This window comes from Xanthomonas cannabis (genome assembly GCF_040616535.1).
GTDB lineage: Bacteria > Pseudomonadota > Gammaproteobacteria > Xanthomonadales > Xanthomonadaceae > Xanthomonas > Xanthomonas cannabis.
The window spans coordinates 1,950,049-1,966,835 of the sequence record NZ_CP136580.1; the positions used below are offsets into that span (position 1 = coordinate 1,950,049).

The window sequence follows — 16,787 nt, forward strand, 5'->3', positions numbered from 1 at the left end:
GTTGCGGTGGAGGTCTAGCGCGCAGCGCGCCCGGATTGCCGCTCGGTGGCCAGCGCTTGCGCCACGGCAATCTTGTCTGCCACCGCCTTCTGCATGGGCGAGCCGGTCTCCAGCAAACCGTGCAGGTGACGCCAGTGCGTGGTGGCGGCCGCGTAGTCGTGCTGCTGGAAATCACTGATGCCAAGCAGCCACAGCCCGCGCTGGTTGTCCGGCTCGCGCACGATCACCTGTTGCAGGCGCGTGCGTGCGGCCGCGTCGATCGCAAAATCGTCATGCGTGGCCATGTCGGCAGCAATCCAGCCGACGATGGCTGCGCTGGTGTCCGGCGCAAGCTTCAGGGCCTGTGCGTACGCGTCGCGCGCCTCGGCGGGGCGGTTGTTCTGTTCGTGATCCTTGGCCTGCTGCATCCATGCATCGAGCGCCTGCAGTTGGGCGTCGTCGGCAACCGGGGCCTGTGCCTGTGGGCGGTCGGCAACGGCGGTGTGCGTGTTCTGGGGCGGCGCGGCGTCGATGCGCGGCGCGATCGCATCGGGTGTGCCCACCAGCCGATACAGCCCGGCAGTGGCGAGCGGCAGCCCCAGCGCCAGCAGCACCGGCAGCGTGTAGTGCGCGGCGCCGTTGCGCGTGGGCTTGCGCAACAGCGGCAGCAGCAAGAGCAGCAGCGCAACGAGCACCAGTGCGGCGCTTGCGAGATAGAAGCCTGTCATCACCAGTCGTCCTCCGGCCGCGGCGCTACCGGCGTGCCGGCGCGTGCGCGCTGGCGCACGGTACGGGCCACCACCACCGCGCCGGCGACCAACATCAGCGCCGGCCCGAACCACAGCAACCAGGTGCTGCGCTTGACCGGCGGGTCGTACAGCACGAAGTCCGAATAGCGGTCGACCATGTACTGCTTGATCTGCGCATCGCTGCTGCCGGCCTGCAGCTGCGCAAAGACCTGGTGGCGCAGGTCGCGCGCCAGGCTGGCGTTGGAATCGGCCAGGTTCTCGTTCTGGCACACCAGGCAACGCAGCTGCGCGGTCAGCCGCTGATAACGCGCTTGTTCGGCGGCATTCTTGAACGGCAGCGGGTCCACTGCCTGCGCCTGGAGACCGGGCGCAAGCAGCAGGCCCAGCAGCAACACCAGCAACAGCCGCAGCTGCCGCGCTTGTTGCTGCCGATGCCCCTGCAGCCCGCGGTAACGCCCGATCACCGCGCCCCCCTGGGCAGCGCAGCAATGGCCGGCAGCAGCTCGTCGTTGATGACATCCGGGGTCAGCACGCCGATGTGCTTGTAGCGGATCATGCCGTGCGCATCGATCAGGAAACTTTCCGGTGCGCCGTAGACGCCGAAGTCGATTGCGGTCTGGCCGGTTTCGTCGGCAAGCACCACGGCATACGGATTGCCCAGGCGTGCAAGCCAGGCGCTGGCATCGGCGGGCGCGTCCTTGTAGTTGTAGCCGATCAACGGCACGCCAAGGCGTTGGGCCTGCGCCATCAGCACGGGGTGCTCGTGCACGCACTCGGCGCACCAGCTGCCGAACACGTTGAGCACGTACGGCTTGCCCAGCAGCTGGTCACGGGTGACGTGCCGCGCGGGCTGATCCAGCTGCGGCAGCGAGAACGCCGGGGCCGGTTTGCCGATCAGCGGCGAGGGCACCTCGCGCGGGTTGTGTTGCATCGTCCAGTAGATGCCGAAGCCGAACAGGGCGGCCACCACCAAAAACCCCAGCAGGGGCAGCATGCGATTCACGGGTGCGACTCCTGCGCGATGACCAGGCCATCGTGTGCGGGGACTGCGGCAGGCCTGGCGGCGCTGGCCGGTGCACGAAAGCGCCGTGCGCAGGCGCTGACGAAACCGCCCAGCATCATCAGCAGGCCGCCGGCCCAGATCCAGCGGATAAAGGGCTTGTAGTACAGCCGTAGCGTCCAGTCGTATTCGATGTGTTGATCGTCCAGCGGCTCGCCGAGTGCCACATACAGGTCGCGGGTGATGCCGGGGTCGATCGCCGATTCGGTCTGGATGCGCTCGCTGCTGTACAGGCGTTTTTGCGGATGCAGTTGCGCCACCACCTGGCCATCGCGACTGACCTGCACGCTGCCTTGTTCGGCCTTCCAGTTGGGACCATCGATCAATTGCACGCCGTCGAAGCGGAAGCTGTAGCCGGCGATCTCGGCGGTTTGCCCAGGTGCCAGGCGCACGTCGCGTTCGACCGACAGGCTTTCGGACACCAGCACGCCGGCAACGAAGACCGCCACGCCGGCATGCGCGATCAGCATGCCGGCCATTTCAGCCGGGAAACGCCGGCCGCGCGGCAGCTCGCGCCAGCGCTTGTAACCGTACAGCGCGGTACCGGCGGCCACCCAGGTCGCCACGCCGATGCCGGCGATGGCCTTGGCCTGTCCATCGGCAACGATGCTGCCGACCAGCGCGCAGGCAATCGCCGCGATGCCGGCACGGGTGCCGAGCGCCTTCAATGGCGCGGCATCGGCCTGGCCCCAGCGCAGGTAGGGGCCGAACGGCAGCAACAGCACCACCGGCAGCATCAACAACGGGAACAACAGGCCGAAGTAGGGCGGCCCTACCGAGATCTTGCCCAGGCCGAAGGCATCGGCAATCAGCGGGAACAAGGTGCCCAGCAGCACCATGGCGGCGGCCACGGTGAGCAGCAGATTGCCGATCAGGATCGCGGTCTCGCGCGAGGCCGCAGCGAACGGTTTGCCGCTGGCGATCCTGGGCGCGCGCAGCGCGTACAGCAGCAACGAGCCGCCGACCACCGCGACCAGGAAGATCAGGATGTAGAGCCCACGGCGCGGATCGGCCGCGAATGCGTGCACCGAGGTCAGCACGCCGGAGCGCACCAGGAAGGTACCCAGCAGCGACAACGAAAACGCCAGGATCGACAACAGGATGGTCCAGGCGCGCAGGCTGCCGCGTTTCTCGGTGACCGCCTGGGTGTGGATCAGCGCGGTGCCGACCAGCCACGGCATGAAGCTGGCGTTTTCCACCGGGTCCCAGAACCACCAGCCGCCCCAGCCCAGCTCCGCATAAGCCCACCAGCTGCCGGCGACGATGCCGGCGGTGAGGCAGGCCCAGGCCACGTTGGTCCACGGCCGCGCCCAGCGCACCCAGGCCTGTTCCAGCTCGCCGCCCAGCAGCGCGGCGACCGCAAACGCGAACGCCACCGAGAAGCCGACGTAGCCGGTGTACAGCACCGGCGGGTGGAAGGTCATGCCCGGGTCCTGCAGCACCGGATTGAGCTCGTTGCCATCCAGCGGGATCGGCGACAGCCGCCCGAACGGGTTGGAGGTCAGCAGGATGAAGGCCAGGAAGCCCACCGACACCAGCCCCAGCACCGCCAGCACGCGGGCGGCGAAGTGCTGCGGCAGATGTCGGCTGAAGGCGGCCAGCAGCACCGTCCAGGTGGCGAGGATGGCGATCCACAGCAGCAACGAGCCTTCATGCGCACCCCACACCGCGGCGAAACGGTAGTACCAGGGCAGGGCGATGTTGGCGTTGGCGGCGACATAGGCCACCGAAAAATCCAGCGACAGCAGCGACCAGGCCAGCAGGCCGAAGGCCAGCCACACGAATACCGCCTGCCCGGCGGCGGCAGGACGTGCGATGGCCATCAATGCGGGATTACCGCGCCAGGCTCCGATCAGTGGCAACACGCCCTGTGCAAGCGACAGCAGTAACGCCAGGATCAATGCGATCTGGCCGAGTTCAGGCGTCATGGATAGGTCGCTGGGTGTAACCAAGAAGAGTCATTGCAGTGCCTTGCGCCAGCCGACAACGCATCAGCGCGGCGCAGATAGCGGCACGGCGGTAGCAGCAATCGGCTTGCCGACATGGCCTTCGTCCATCGCGTCTTTCAGTTCTTTGGGCATGTAGGTTTCGTCGTGCTTGGCCAGCACTTCGTTGGCGACAAAGTGCCCGCCCTGCATGCGCCCGTTGGCGATCACCGATTGGTTGTCGCGAAACAGGTCCGGCAGGATGCCGGTGTACTCGACCTGGGTGGCTGCGTGTTTATCGATGACGGTGAAGCTGACGTTCAACGAGTCGCTGGCGCGCCGGATCGAGCCGGCCTTGACCATGCCGCCCAACCGGAATTGCTGGTAACCGGCCGCTTCGCCGGCGTGTACCTGGCTGGGAGTGAACAGATAGCTCATGTTCCGCTGCAATGCGAACACGATCAGCGTGCCGGCCAGTGCAGCGGCGGCCAGTGCGCCGATGACCAGCCACAGGCGCTGTTTGCGGGTAGCATTCATGGTGCGTCGCGCTCCAGTGTCGGCAAGGGCACATTGCGCTGGCGGCGCGGCGTCTGCCGCTGCAGTTGACCGCGCAGCTCGCGCGGCAGGCGCCGGCGCCGCAACCACGGCGATGCCAGATCGGCCAGCAGCACCAGCACGAACACCGCATAAGAAGTCCACACGTAGTGGCCATAGCCACCCATCGCCAGAAAGCTGCTCATGCGGTGCGCTCCGCCAGCACGATGCGGCGTGCCCAGTCCTTGCCGCCGTCCAGTGCCAGCAGCTCCACCCGTACCCGCCCGAACAGGCTGGCGATGTAATAGCACTTGGTGGCCAGCATCATGGTCAGCAGCGGCCATAGCATGTCTGCGCCCATCTTGGAGGGGCCGAGCAGGCGCACGGTGGAGCCCTGGTGCAGCGTGTTCCACCACACCACCGAGTAATGCACGATGGGAAGGTTGATCAGGCCCACCAATGCGAGCAGGCCGGCCGCGCGCATCGCCTGGCGGCGGTCTTCCACCGCGTAGTACAGGCCCAGCACGCCCAGATACAGAAACAGCAGCAGCAACTCCGAGGTCAGTCGCGCGTCCCAGGTCCACCAGGTGCCCCACATCGGCTTGCCCCACAGCGCGCCGGTGCACAGGGTGATGAAGGTAAAGGCCGCGCCGATCGGTGCCGACGCCATGGTCACCACCTCGGCCAGTTTGATCCGCCACACCAGCGCGATAAAGGCCGACACGCCCATCGCCGCATAGATGAAGAGGCTCATCCAGGCGCTGGGCACGTGGATGAAGATGATGCGGTAAGCGTCGTGCTGTTGATAATCCGGCGGCGCCAGCACCAGCCCGCCATAAGCGGCCACTGCGCCCAGCAGCAGCGCCAGTGCCAGCGCCCACGGACGCACGCGCCCGGCAAAGCGGTAAAACAGCGGCGGTGAGCTCAGCTTGTGCAGCCACAACGGGATCCACTTGGCCATGCCGGTGTCGTCAGTTGGAATGTTTGGAAGGCGACAACGCGTCGACCGCCGCGCCGGCATTGACCTGCAGCTGGCCATCGGAGACCTTGCTGGTGCGCTGCAAGAGCTCGCGCAGCGCGCTGGCGTCCATCGACGGCGACAGCGACAACAACAGCGCGGCCATGCCGCTGACGTGCGCGGTGGCCATCGACGAGCCGGAGGTGAAGTCGTAACGGCCGTTGGGCTGGGTGGTCAGGATGTCCTTGCCGGGTGCGCTGAGCACCCCGGGCATCGCCGCGCTGGCACTGCTGCTGCGCACCACCAGCACGCCCGGCACGTCGTTGGGAAACCCATCCAGCCGGCCGTTGGGCGGCATGGCGGCCACCACGATGCGGCCTTGCTGCACCAGGTGCAGCAGCATCTTGCTCAGCAGCGGGTCGGCCGGGCCGCCCAGGCTCAGGTTGACCACCCGCGCGGAGCTGTTGTTGATCGCCGCCAGCGCCTTGGCCAGGGTGAAGGTGTTGCAGCGGGCGGTGGCGCCGACCGTGGGCGCATACCAGCAGGCCTTATAGATGCTCAGCATGGCCTTGGGCGCCATGCCGACGATGCCTTGATGGTTGTTGCTGCCGGCGGCGATGATGCCGGCCACTTCGGTGCCGTGCGAATCGGTGCTGGTCATGACCGGCGTGTCGTCGACCAGATCGTGCACGTCGCGGATGCGCGTCTTCAGGTCGGGGTGGCTGGTATCCACGCCGGTATCGATCACGGCCACCACCACGCCACGGCCCTGGGTGACGGTCTGCGCGCTGGCGGCATCGGTGTCGATGAAGCCGCGCTGCATGTCCACGTACGGGTCGTTGTAGCCCGACAGCGGGGTGCTCTTTTCGGCGGCATCGGCAGAAAACACCGAGAAATCCTGCACCGGCTGCACCAGCTCCACGCCGTCGTCGTGGGACAGCGTGCTGACCAGTGCATCGCGCGACACGCCTTCTGGCGGCTGCAGCACCGCGCAGTACAGCCCCAGCGAGGTGATCGGCCAGCCGGAGACCTCGCGCAGTTTGTAGCGCCGCTTGATGGCTTCCATGCGCACGGCGGCCTTCTGCCCGGCACCGTAGTAACTGGAGGCGTAGCCGATCAGGCTGGAGCCGGCACGCGCCGGTGGTGCGCTGAGCGGATTGGCCACCGCCAGCAGGATGTCGCGGCTGGCATCGGGCGTATGCGCATCGGCCGGGGCGGATGCCGCGGCGATGGCGGCCATGTTCGCAGGGTCCTGCGTGGGCGCGGCAGCGTGCGCGCTGCCCTGCAGGCCCAGGCCGATGAGGGTGACGCACAGGCCGATGGCGAGAAGACGGCTCATGGGGCGGAGACGATCTCGGCCAGCCGGATGGCCGGATTGGCGCGCAGTTGCTGCACGGTCTGCTGCGGCTGCGGCTGCGGCGCGGCCGGCACCACGGTGTAGGCGCCCAGGTCGTTGGGTCCGGCGATGACCTGCAACTGCTGCGCGCGCAGCAGGCGATCCCAGTCGGCCACGGTCATCCTGGCATCGGGCACCACGCGGATGGCGCCCTGCGGCACCGGCAACGCGGTTGCGCTGCTCAGCGTGCGGTAGTCATGCGTGGGGGCCGGCGAGGCCAGCTTGACGCCCATGACGCCCAGGCCAATGGCCTGCACCAACGCGGCGGCGGCCAGTGCGCGCACCGTCCAGCTGCCGGAGCGGCGTACTGCCGGTGCCGGCGCGGTGCGCTGTTCCGGGGCATCCAGGCGGCCGAGCAGGCGTTGCAGCCCGGCATTGGGGTCCAGCGTGACGGCCGACGGCAGCGCCAGCGCCTGGCGCAGACGATTTTGCTGCGCGAACTCGGCGCTGCATGAGGCGCACTTGGCCACGTGCGCAATCAGCCAGCTGTGTTCTTCCTCGGTGGCGCTGTCCAGCAGGACGGCTGGCATCAGCTCCCACGCGTGCGAGCATTCCTTGCCAGGCGCGATGAAAAACGTCTTCATTGCATGGTCTCCGTGTAAGGCGCGCTGCCGGCCAGGCCGGGCAGCACGTTGCGTAATTTGACCCGTGCATGGAACAGCCGGGCTTTGATCGTGCCCACCGGGCACTGCATGATGTCGGCGACTTCTTCCAGCTTGTGGCCGACGCCGTAGACCAGTTCGATCACCAGGCGCTGATCCGGCGACAGGCGCTCCATGCCCTTGTCCAGCCAGTCGCGCAGCTCGCGGTCGTCGTTGTCGTCTGCACTGGGGGCGTGCTCTTCCACCACCGCGGTGTCGTCGATGGCCTCGCCGTCATGCTGGCGCAGGCACTTGAGCCCGCAGCGGTAGGCGATGCCCATGATCCAGGTCGACACCTGCGAATCGCCGCGGAAGTCGCCGGCTTTCTGCCAGGCGATCCAGAAGCAGTCGTTGATGGCCTCCTCGATGATGTCGGGGCGGCGGGTCAGGCGCGACAGAAACCGGCACAACCGCCCGTGATAACTGGTGTACATGCTGGCCAACGCGTCGCGATCGCCCGCCGCCATGCGGCGCAATAGCATGCGATCGGTGGCATCGCCCAGGGTGTCGGTGTCATTCATCGAGGCAGGCATGGCGTAGGACACCTTTGAGTGCCCGCAGGCGGGCAAAAGGTTGCGGGTGGATCAGAACGCGCGCGAGACCATGCCCACCCAGGGCGTTTCGCCGGGGCCCCCCTGCGCGCGCGGGGTGTTGCTGCTGGTCAGGATCCGGTCCAGCTTCACGGTCCATGCGGCGTGGTTCCACTTCAGGCCCAGTTGGCCATACCGATAGCGGCCGGAACTGGCGGCGCCGTAGGTCATCGCCGGAAAATCGGAGATGCCGGCACCGGCGGAGAGACTGAAACTGGACGACAGCGGCACGCTGGCGGTGACGTCGATCACCTTGTTCCAGGGCGAGCGCTGCGCGCGCGGGAAATTGAAGGTGGACAGCGAAAAGGTCAGCATGTCGCGGTAGGACCAGGCCAGGCTCGCTTCCTGGCGGTCGAAGGTGCGCGACTGGCGGTCGGCCGGGTAGGCGTAGTACAGCAGGCTGGCCTGCATCTGCCAGCGATCGTCCAGCATCCAGGCGCGCGCGCCCTGGATGGTGAATGCCACCGGCTTGCTCAGCGACGGCGACTGCAGTGCGGCAGAGACCGAGGTCGACCAGCCCGGCGACGGCAGCCAGTAGCCGGCGGTCTGCAGGGTGACGCGGTTGGGCGCAATCGCGATGCCGCGATCGATCAGGGAGGAGGCGACTGCGACCGCACCGCCGACATTATCGGCCAGTGCATTGCGGCAGGGGCTCAGGAGCAGGGCGAGCATGACTGCATGGCGCAGCTGTAAGCGCTGGGGCTGCGGTGCCGGCGTTCTGCAATGCGCGTGCAGGCAGGGCACGCGTCGAGGCGACGAGGAGGACGACGGTGCACGGCCGTGCGATGCCGCCCACGGCCGCCCCCCGCAGGCGCAATGGCGTCGCGGTGGGTACGGAGACTGCTTGGCGGACAGCAGGTTGGGCAAGGGCGTAGGGCATGGACACGAAGCGGGGCGCGATAGTGACCCATCACGCAGGACGAGACCGCCCCGGCTGTGGCGGTTCCGTCCGTATACGCGAAGGTGTCGGCTCAGGCAACGCGATCCCGTGCACCCGTCCTGGTGCGGCATGTGATCGGCTGCCGGCCGCGGAGACTGCGGCCGGCAGGCTGTACCGGGCTTGAAGCATGTCTGGGCAATGGGCGATGTCCGCACCTCCCCGCAGGGAGCGCTGAATCCGTCCATCGCTGCGTTGCCTGCTTCCGCCTTGCCATCGACGCTGCTCCGGCCTCGCAGCGCTGCCCTGCGCGGTACGGCTCAGTTCAGGGTGTTGAGGTAGGCGATCAGGGCGTCCAGTTCCTTTTCGTCATCCAGGCCCTCGTATTTCATCTTGGTGCCGGGCAGTGCCTTCTTGGAGTCCTGCTTCAGGAAGGCCTTCAGGTTGTTTGAATCCCAAGCCCCCTTGCTTATCTCCGGGTTCGCCGAGCGGGCCTTGAGGATCGCCGAGTAGGCTTTGAGCTCGGGCGAGTAGCCATTGAAATCGACCACGCTGCCGGGGAGGCGATTGACGATGCCGAACAGGGACGGGCCCTTCTTGTTCTTGCCCTGCGTGGCGCTATGGCATTCGGCGCATTCGGTCGCAAAGACGCTCTTGCCATCAGCGGCGCGCGCCGGCGTGGCCAGGGTTGCGCCGGCCAGCAACAGGCCGGCCAGCGGTGCGCATAACAACGTTTTGTGGAATGGGTGCATATGAGTCCGTACGGTTGCGTGCAACGGTGGGGGATCAGAACGCCAGGTTGACCGACAGCGAGAAGCTGTCGAGATCGCGCGGATTGGTGATCGGCGGGCCACGGAACACGTTGGAGGTGCTGCCGTTGAATTTGTCGAACCGGAACCAGCCAGCGGAAACGCGCAGGTTGGCGTTGGTGGTGTAGGTGCCTTCGCGGCCGAACGGGCTCCAGTACAGCAGTATCAGATTGCTGGTGGTGTCGGGGATGCCCACCGGCGAATAGCGCGCCGCATCGAACGAGCCGGTGTTGATCATGTGCGCGGCCAGCACGCCATAGGTCTGCTTGAAGGCGTAGTTCACGCTGAAGGTCTGATCGCGCACGCTGCCGCGGTCCAGCGCCGGCATGGTCGGGTCGGACGGAATCAGCGGGCTGCCGTATTTGCGGCGCTCGTAGATGTTGACGTAGGCCAGCGACGCCACGTGCTCGCGCGTGCCGAGGAACTGGTAGGTGAGGTCGTAGCCGAAGTCGGTGAGGTCGTCGCTGGGCCCGTTGCGCGGGCGCTGGCGACGCGTGTTGAGCGCGGTCAGGCCCACAGAGAAGAACTGCCGCTTCATGTCCTTCATGTAGGCCGCGCGCGCGTAGGTGGTGTCGCTGAGCTTGCCCGGGTCGCCGTTGATCGGCCAGCCGAGGCGGTCCTGCGCGGACGGCGACAAGGCGCTGTAGCTGCCCACTTCGCCGTACCAGTTCTTGTCGTACAGCCCGTACACGCTGGCACCGATGACGCGGTTGGACAGCGACGAGGAGCTGAGCATGGTGGAGGCGCCGCCGTTGGACGCCGGGGTCAGCGTGGAGGCATTGGGCAACACGTGGATCGGGTCGGAGATCCCCGGATTGTTGTTGACGCTGACACCGACCATGGTGTCCTTGCCGGCCAGCTGGAACGGCTTGGTCACAAAGCGCAGATCGACGTCGTCGAGGCGGGTATCGAAGGTGGCATTGCCGCTGTTGTTGGAGCGGATCTTGGAGTAGCCGCCGACGTTGTCGCTGACGCGGCCGGCCAGATACAGGTCGGCCTGGGTCAGGCGTGCGGTGCTGTCGCCACGGCTGGGATTGTTGCGCGACCAGGTGAGCTGGCCGGACACCGGGATCTTGGTGCCGTTGCCGTCGGTATCGGTGAAACCGCCGAGCTTGAAGCGCATGCCATACGGCGTGAGCGAGGGGCCGTACGAGCCGATGTGGCAATCGGCGCAGGACGAACCGGTCTGGCGTGCAAAGGCGGCAACCGCTTGCGCCTGGTTGCTCGCCATCAGCAGCAACGGGCCGGTGACGCACAGCAACGACGTCAGGGAGGCGGCACGCGAGGCGGTGGCGCGGCGCGGAGCGGGCTGGGAGTTAGGCATGGAGAGTCCTTGTTCGGCGGGACGGAATGCAACGGAGTGGATGCGTGCGGAGAACGGGCGAGGGCTCATGCGTGCTTGCCCGGCAACACGCGGCGCAACAGGCCATCGCGCAACACCAGGTGATGCCAGAGCGCGGCACCGATGTGCAGCAGCACCAGCGCCAGCAGCGCCCAGGCCGCGTTCAGATGCCAGGTGCCCAGGGTGTCGCCGAGATCCGCGTCCACCTCGATCAGGTTCGGCAGCGGCAGGCCGAACAGATACACCGTCTTGCCGAAGGCGTTGCTCAGCGACCAGCCGATCAGCGGCAGTGCGAGCATCAGGCCGTACATGGCCAGGTGGGTGGCACCGGCCAGCAAGCGGGTGATCAGCGGGGAGGGCGGGCCGGGCGGCAGCTTGCGCAGACGCAGGCGCAGGCCGACGCGCAACACGAACAGCAGCAACACCATCAGGCCGAAGTGACGGTGGCCTTCCAGCAGCCACTGACGCAATGCGCGACCATCGAGTTCGGCGCGCAGCAGGATCAGGCTGGCCGCCATCACCAGGCACAGCACCGTGAGCCAGTGCAGCACGCGCATCGGTTTAGGGAGCGGAATGACGCGCGTGGCCGGCGCGGTGTCTGGCGCCGATGGCAGCGCGGTGGCATCGGCGCTGGCCGCCGAGTCGGAAGCCTGAGGGGAAGAACGCATCTGGTCGGTGTCCTCACCGGTGGTGGTCGTTGGTTCCGGCAATGCGTGTCGCGCTGCCAGGCCTGGCTCCCCACGCCGGCCAAGCTGCGGCCAGGTGAACGTGCACCGATATGTGCGGCGATGCCGATGAAAGGTTGCATCGCCACAACGAATTTTTATCGCGGCGGCGGGACATCGGCGCTGCGCCACGCGTGCTGCTGCGCTTGCGCGCACGCCGCTTCGCAGGGACCCGGCGTGGCGCAACCTTTCGCGCATCGCGGCGCACTCAGGCATGTCGCACTACGTGCAGTCAGCGGTAACGCCCCCGGATCATGGCCTTCGAACCCATCCAGTTGCATACCCACGGTGATGATCGCGGCCTGCTCGTGTCGTTGGAGCAGCAGCGCAATGTCCCGTTCGAGATACGCCGCGTGTACTACCTGTTCGGCACCCGCAGTGGCGTGCACCGTGGACAGCACGCGCACCGCCAGCTCAACCAGCTTGCGGTGGCCTTGCACGGCTCGGTGAGGATCCTGCTGGACGAAGGCAAGGGCGACGGCCCGACCGAAGTGGTCCTGGACGACCCGGCGCAAGGCCTGCTGCTGGGCCGCATGGTGTGGCGCGACCTGCATCACTTCAGCCCCGACTGCGTGCTGATGGTGCTGGCCGACCAGCTCTACGACCCCGGCGACTACATCCTGGACTACGACCAATTCCTGAGCGAAGTGCGTGGTGGCAAAGATCCGATGAATACACATCAGGTTCCTTCCGAACGGCGTGCCTTGCTGGGAGTGCAGTCGTAGATGATCGGTTCTATGGAAGTGCCTTTCCTGGATTTGCGCGCGGTCAATGCGCGGTATGCGGACGAACTCAAGGCCGCCGCCGCGCGGGTGATCGATGCCGGCTGGTACGTGCTGGGCCAGGAGCTGGCCGGGTTTGAAGAAGAGTTTGCCAGTTACTGTGGCACCGCCCATGCCGTGGGCGTGGGCAATGGCCTGGATGCGCTGTCGTTGATCCTGCGTGGCTATCGGGAGCTGGGCGCGCTGCGCGAGGGCGATGAGATCATCGTGCCTGCCAACACCTTCATTGCCACCTTTCTGGCGATCAGCCAGAACCATCTGGTGCTGGTGCCGGTGGAGCCGGATCCGGCCACCTTCAACATGGATCCGGCCAGTGTGGAAAAGGCGATCGGGCCACGCACCCGCGCCATCATGGCAGTGCACCTGTACGGTCAGCTGGCCGATATGGCGGCGTTGCAGACGCTGGCGCACCGCTACGGGCTGCTGTTGATCGAAGATGCGGCGCAGGCGCACGGTGCGATGGCGCACGGCCGGCGCGCCGGTGCCTTCGGCGATGCCGCCGCTTTCAGTTTTTTTCCGACCAAGAATCTTGGTGCGCTGGGCGACGGCGGCGCGGTGGTCACCGCCGATACCCATCTGGCCGAGCGCATTCGCGCGCTGCGCAACTACGGCTCGGAGGTGAAGTATCACCATCTGTATCAGGGCGTGAACTCGCGCCTGGATGAGCTGCAGGCCGCCTTGCTGCGGGTCAAGCTTGGCTATCTGGACGAAGAGATAGCGCTGCGGCGCGAGGTGGCGCAGCGCTATCTGCAGGGGATCGACAACCCCTTGATCACGCTGCCGGCCGTGGTCAGCGACGAGCAGCATGTCTGGCATCTGTTCGTGGTGCGCAGCCCGCAGCGCGATGCGTTGCAGGCGCATCTGCTGCGCCATGGCATCCACACCCAGATTCATTACCCGGTGCCGCCGCATCGGCAGCCGGCCTACGCCACGCTGGGCGATGCCTGCCTGCCGGTCAGCGAGCGCCTGCATGCGGAGGTGCTCAGTCTGCCGATGAGCCCGACGCTGGACGCGGCGTCGGTGCAGCGGGTGATTGACGCATGCCAATCCTTCGGCGCCCGCACATGAATCTGCTGCGCAGCGGCGCCTACACCGGCGTTGCGACGTTGGCCAAGCTGCTCGCTGCACTGGTGGTGGTCAAGCTGGTGGCCATCCATGCCGGGCCGCAAGGGGTGGGCCGGCTCGGGCAGTTCCTCAATCTGATGTCGGTGCTGGCGGTGCTGGCCGGTGGCGGCATCAGCGCCGGGATCGTCAAGTATGTGGCCGAATATCGCGGCGACCCGCAGGCCCAGGCACGCCTGCTGGGCACGGCGCTGTGGTATGCGTTTTGCGCCTCCTGCGTGCTGGCCGTGCTGGCACTGCTGTTCAGTCAGGCGCTCGCCGAACGTCTGCTGGGCGATGCCGGCTACCGGCCGCTGATCTGCGTGCTGGCGATCGCGCAGCTGGGCATTGCAGTGGTCAATTACATTCTTGCCGTGATCAACGGCTTCATGGACGTGCGCCGGCTGGCCGTGGTGCAGGTGAGCGGTGCGGTATTGAGTGTGGCCTTGGTGGCGTGGTTGTCCAGCCGGGCCCAGTTGCAGGGCGCGCTACTGGCGCTGGTGCTGGGACAGGTGCTGTGGCTGCTGGCCGGCGTGCCGGCCTTGCGGGCCAGCCCCTACTTTCGACGCGAGATGCTGCGCATGCGCTTCGATGCGCCGATGGCGCGCCGTCTGGCCGCGTTTTCGGTGATGACGCTGACCTCCACGCTGGTGCCGCAAATGGTGGTCATGCTGGTGCGTGACCATCTGGTCGCACAGTTCGGCTGGCAGCAGGTCGGCTACTGGCAGGCCGTGAGCCGGGTGTCGGATGCGTACCTGCTGTTCTTCACCACCGCCATCAATGTGTACTACCTGCCCAAGCTGGCCTCGTTGCACGAGCGTGCCGCGCTGGGGCGCGAGCTGCGCGCCGCGTACCGCTACGTGATGCCTGCGGTGATCGGCATGGCCCTGGGCGTCTATGTCTGCCGCGACTGGGTGACCTGGGTGCTGTTCGACCCAGGGTTTTCCGCGGCCAGGGCGTTGTATGCGCCGCAGCTGATCGGCGACGTGGTCAAGATTGCCGCCTTCGTGTTGTCGTATGTGATGCTGGCCAAGGCGATGACGCGCGTGTTCGTGCTGTCCGAATGCGTATTTGCGGCCAGTTACCTGGGGTTGGTGTACCTGTGCACCGCGCACTTCGGCCTGGTCGGTGCGATGTACGCGTTCGTCGCCAACTACGTGCTGTACCTGCTGTTCAACATCGTGGTGGTGCGTCGCTACCTGGTGCAACCGGCGTGAGCGAACGAATGCCCCTGTCGGAGCGTGCACACTGGCCGCTGGTGTCGGTGCTGATCCCGGCATTCAACCACGCGCGCTTCGTCCAGCGTTGCCTGGACAGCGTGCTGGAAGAACCTTACCCGTGCAAGGAGATCGTCATCATTGACGATGGCTCCAGCGATGCGACCGCAGAGAAGATCGGTGAGTGGGTCGCGCAGCACGGGCACCGGCTGCCGGTGCAATTTGTGCAGCGGGAGAACCGTGGTGTTGCAGGCACACTGAATGAGGCTGGGCGGATCGCGCGTGGCGAGTACATGCGGGTGGTCGCAAGCGACGATTATTTGATCCCCGGCGGAATCGCGGCACAGGTGGCCTATCTCGATGCCACACCCCATAAATTCGCAGTGATTGGCGATGCATCCGTTGTCGATAGCGAGGGCAGACTGCTGCATGCAAGCGCCATGTGCGACCTTCATCGCGCCGATAAGCGGTTTTACGCATCCGACCCGGGCATCCGTCGCGCTGTCATCTGCAACTGGGCTGTCAGCGGTGCGGTCACCATGCTCAGGCGTAGTGCCTTTGACAGGGGGATGACGTGGGACGAGGCGCTCAGGATCGAGGACTGGGACTTATTCCTACGATTGGTTGCTAGTAATTCTCTTGGTTTCATTGATGTCAAGGTCTGTGCGTATCGGCTGCATGGAACGAATGTCAGTAAGACACGAGATGTGCAAAGACGGTTGGCGAATCTCAGCGAATTCGCTCGGGTGGCCGAACGCAGCTGTGCTTTTTTTTCCGGTGTCGAATATTGGCTGTTGCAGGCTCGGTTGAGCCTGATACGCGCAAAGATCGCGTTTCTAGAAAAAAACTACGTTGTTGTGGCGTGGCATTTGTCGATGTATCTAAAAAAGAGTGTTGTTGCGTTGGCGTGTTCCACCATCAGGAGAGCGTCCTGATGCCTTCGCTCATGACGTGGGTGCGAAGGCCATGTGTCTATCTATCACCTTCAATGGCCGTTAGCTGCTTTATTACGGTTGCCACTTATGAGCTGCCAGCGGGATACGCGCAAGGGCTTGTATGGCTGGTTGCAGGAGCGGCGGCGATCTTTGTCCTGGACATGCTCACTGGGACGAAAATACCGACCTCTGAGCACTTCCGCCGCTACCGCTACGCCGGCACCCGCGACGCTTTCCTGGCACTGACCCTGGCGGCGGTAGTCACCGTGTTCTGCATCGCCGATGTGGTGCTGTTTCCGATTCCGCTGTTCAGCGATCCCGCGTCTTATGCAACCTTGAGCCCGGCGCGCTCGCATGTGCGGCACATCTCCAATATGTGCTGGATCCTGCCGCCGATCGCGCTGCTGTGTGTGCGCCACCGCGGCCTGCGCGCGGCGATGGTGACGCTGGGGTTTGTCTTCCCGATCGTGGTGATCGACCGCAACCGCATCTTCGCCGGGCTGTTTTCCTTCGTGCTGGTGATGCTGCTGCGCCGCGATGCGGCGCGTCGCTTGCCGTGGAAGACCATCGGCCTGTTGCTGCTGGCGGGCGGCGGCGTGTTCTCGGTGCTTGGCGCCTTGCGGTCCGGCTCGCTGGCCACGGTGGCGCTGCCGTTCAGTGCGTTCTACCGCGCCATGCCGCAGGGGCTGCAGTGGCTGCTGCTGTACATCAGCGCCGGGCCCTACAACTTCGGCGCGATGCTCGCCAAGGGTTACGTCAACGCCAGCTTCCTGATCAACCAGCTGGTGCCCTTCAGCGGCTCGATTGCCACTGCCGGCACCGGCATTCCGCTGGACGCGCCCAACATCAACGTGGGCACCGAGTTCTTCCCGTTTCTGATGGCCTGGGGCGCCCCCGGTGCCTTGCTGGCGTTGCTGGCGTTGTATGCGGGCCTGGTGTGGAGCGTGCGCCGGCTCAACCGGTCGTTGTCGATCTTCCATGTGCTGATCTTTCTGCGCATCGCCTATGCCTGCGTGATGTCGCCCTTTGCACCGCAGGCGTTTACCTGGACCAACTTCGGCTTCATTGCGCTGTGCCTGGTGTTGCATGCCTGCACCGTGCTGCTGCCCAACCGCCATGCCCCATGCCCGTCTGCCGTGTAAGTACACCGCCACGTCCTCTCTCACG

General features: G+C 66.1%; 19 protein-coding genes. 5 read left to right on the plus strand and 14 right to left on the minus strand.

The features are described from left to right. Positions 1–14 precede the first annotated feature (14 nt). The 14 genes from RZV17_RS08400 to RZV17_RS08465 all read right to left on the minus strand — a co-directional run bounded on the left by RZV17_RS08400 (position 15) and on the right by RZV17_RS08465 (position 11,528). A complete protein-coding gene (locus RZV17_RS08400; protein WP_355609263.1) occupies positions 15–713 on the minus strand; it encodes a tetratricopeptide repeat protein in 699 nt (232 codons plus the stop codon). After that, positions 707–1,192 (minus strand): cytochrome c-type biogenesis protein, encoded by a 486-nt coding sequence (locus RZV17_RS08405; RefSeq protein WP_355608569.1) that lies wholly within the window; start codon positions 1,190–1,192, stop codon positions 707–709. Before RZV17_RS08405 ends, RZV17_RS08400 begins: the two co-directional genes overlap by 7 nt. Next, entirely contained in the window at positions 1,189–1,731 is a 543-nt protein-coding gene (locus tag RZV17_RS08410) for a DsbE family thiol:disulfide interchange protein (RefSeq protein WP_355608572.1), read from the minus strand. The genes RZV17_RS08405 and RZV17_RS08410 overlap by 4 nt, the downstream gene beginning before the upstream one ends. After that, positions 1,728–3,716, minus strand: a complete 1,989-nt coding sequence (locus tag RZV17_RS08415; protein WP_355608575.1) for a heme lyase CcmF/NrfE family subunit — start codon at positions 3,714–3,716, stop codon at positions 1,728–1,730. Before RZV17_RS08415 ends, RZV17_RS08410 begins: the two co-directional genes overlap by 4 nt. 63 nt (positions 3,717–3,779) lie before the next feature. Further along, the gene (gene ccmE / locus RZV17_RS08420) at positions 3,780–4,250 is read right to left on the minus strand and encodes a cytochrome c maturation protein CcmE (protein ID WP_166743158.1); all 471 of its coding nucleotides are present in this window, start codon (positions 4,248–4,250) and stop codon (positions 3,780–3,782) included. Beyond that, positions 4,247–4,453, minus strand: coding sequence for a heme exporter protein CcmD (gene ccmD / locus RZV17_RS08425; protein ID WP_228313806.1), 207 nt, complete (start codon positions 4,451–4,453; stop codon positions 4,247–4,249). The genes ccmE and ccmD overlap by 4 nt, the downstream gene beginning before the upstream one ends. After that, entirely contained in the window at positions 4,450–5,208 is a 759-nt protein-coding gene (gene ccmC, locus RZV17_RS08430) for a heme ABC transporter permease CcmC (RefSeq protein ID WP_184557130.1), read from the minus strand. The genes ccmD and ccmC overlap by 4 nt, the downstream gene beginning before the upstream one ends. Positions 5,209–5,218: 10 nt before the next feature. After that, a complete protein-coding gene (locus RZV17_RS08435) occupies positions 5,219–6,544 on the minus strand; it encodes a S8 family serine peptidase (RefSeq protein ID WP_355608579.1) in 1,326 nt (441 codons plus the stop codon). Further along, entirely contained in the window at positions 6,541–7,185 is a 645-nt protein-coding gene (locus RZV17_RS08440) for a zf-HC2 domain-containing protein (protein WP_047696831.1), read from the minus strand. The genes RZV17_RS08435 and RZV17_RS08440 overlap by 4 nt, the downstream gene beginning before the upstream one ends. Next, complete coding sequence (locus RZV17_RS08445) at positions 7,182–7,775, minus strand: RNA polymerase sigma factor (protein ID WP_179455132.1); 594 nt, start codon at positions 7,773–7,775, stop codon at positions 7,182–7,184. Before RZV17_RS08445 ends, RZV17_RS08440 begins: the two co-directional genes overlap by 4 nt. A 51-nt stretch (positions 7,776–7,826) precedes the next feature. Next, positions 7,827–8,504, minus strand: coding sequence for a hypothetical protein (locus tag RZV17_RS08450; RefSeq protein WP_355608582.1), 678 nt, complete (start codon positions 8,502–8,504; stop codon positions 7,827–7,829). A gap of 525 nt (positions 8,505–9,029) precedes the next feature. Next, positions 9,030–9,461: a c-type cytochrome gene (locus RZV17_RS08455; RefSeq protein WP_355608585.1), complete on the minus strand. Its 432-nt coding sequence runs from the start codon at positions 9,459–9,461 to the stop codon at positions 9,030–9,032. A 34-nt stretch (positions 9,462–9,495) separates the two neighbouring features. Further along, positions 9,496–10,842: a cytochrome C gene (locus tag RZV17_RS08460; RefSeq protein ID WP_355608588.1), complete on the minus strand. Its 1,347-nt coding sequence runs from the start codon at positions 10,840–10,842 to the stop codon at positions 9,496–9,498. Positions 10,843–10,907: 65 nt separating this feature from the next. After that, positions 10,908–11,528 (minus strand): cytochrome b/b6 domain-containing protein, encoded by a 621-nt coding sequence (locus tag RZV17_RS08465; RefSeq protein WP_355608591.1) that lies wholly within the window; start codon positions 11,526–11,528, stop codon positions 10,908–10,910. A 311-nt stretch (positions 11,529–11,839) separates the two neighbouring features. Between RZV17_RS08465 and RZV17_RS08470 the strand changes: the two genes are divergently transcribed. Genes RZV17_RS08470 through RZV17_RS08490 form a run of 5 tightly spaced genes read left to right on the plus strand, consistent with a single transcriptional unit; the run spans position 11,840 to position 16,762 of the window. Continuing rightward, a complete protein-coding gene (locus RZV17_RS08470) occupies positions 11,840–12,310 on the plus strand; it encodes an FdtA/QdtA family cupin domain-containing protein (RefSeq protein ID WP_166743152.1) in 471 nt (156 codons plus the stop codon). Beyond that, a complete protein-coding gene (locus RZV17_RS08475; protein WP_355608595.1) occupies positions 12,311–13,435 on the plus strand; it encodes a DegT/DnrJ/EryC1/StrS family aminotransferase in 1,125 nt (374 codons plus the stop codon). Then, positions 13,432–14,685: an O-antigen translocase gene (locus RZV17_RS08480; RefSeq protein ID WP_355608598.1), complete on the plus strand. Its 1,254-nt coding sequence runs from the start codon at positions 13,432–13,434 to the stop codon at positions 14,683–14,685. The genes RZV17_RS08475 and RZV17_RS08480 overlap by 4 nt, the downstream gene beginning before the upstream one ends. Further along, on the plus strand, positions 14,682–15,620 hold the full coding sequence (locus RZV17_RS08485; RefSeq protein WP_355608601.1) for a glycosyltransferase: 939 nt from the start codon (positions 14,682–14,684) through the stop codon (positions 15,618–15,620). The genes RZV17_RS08480 and RZV17_RS08485 overlap by 4 nt, the downstream gene beginning before the upstream one ends. Next, on the plus strand, positions 15,620–16,762 hold the full coding sequence (locus RZV17_RS08490) for a hypothetical protein (RefSeq protein WP_355609266.1): 1,143 nt from the start codon (positions 15,620–15,622) through the stop codon (positions 16,760–16,762). The genes RZV17_RS08485 and RZV17_RS08490 overlap by 1 nt, the downstream gene beginning before the upstream one ends. Positions 16,763–16,787: the final 25 nt, after the last annotated feature.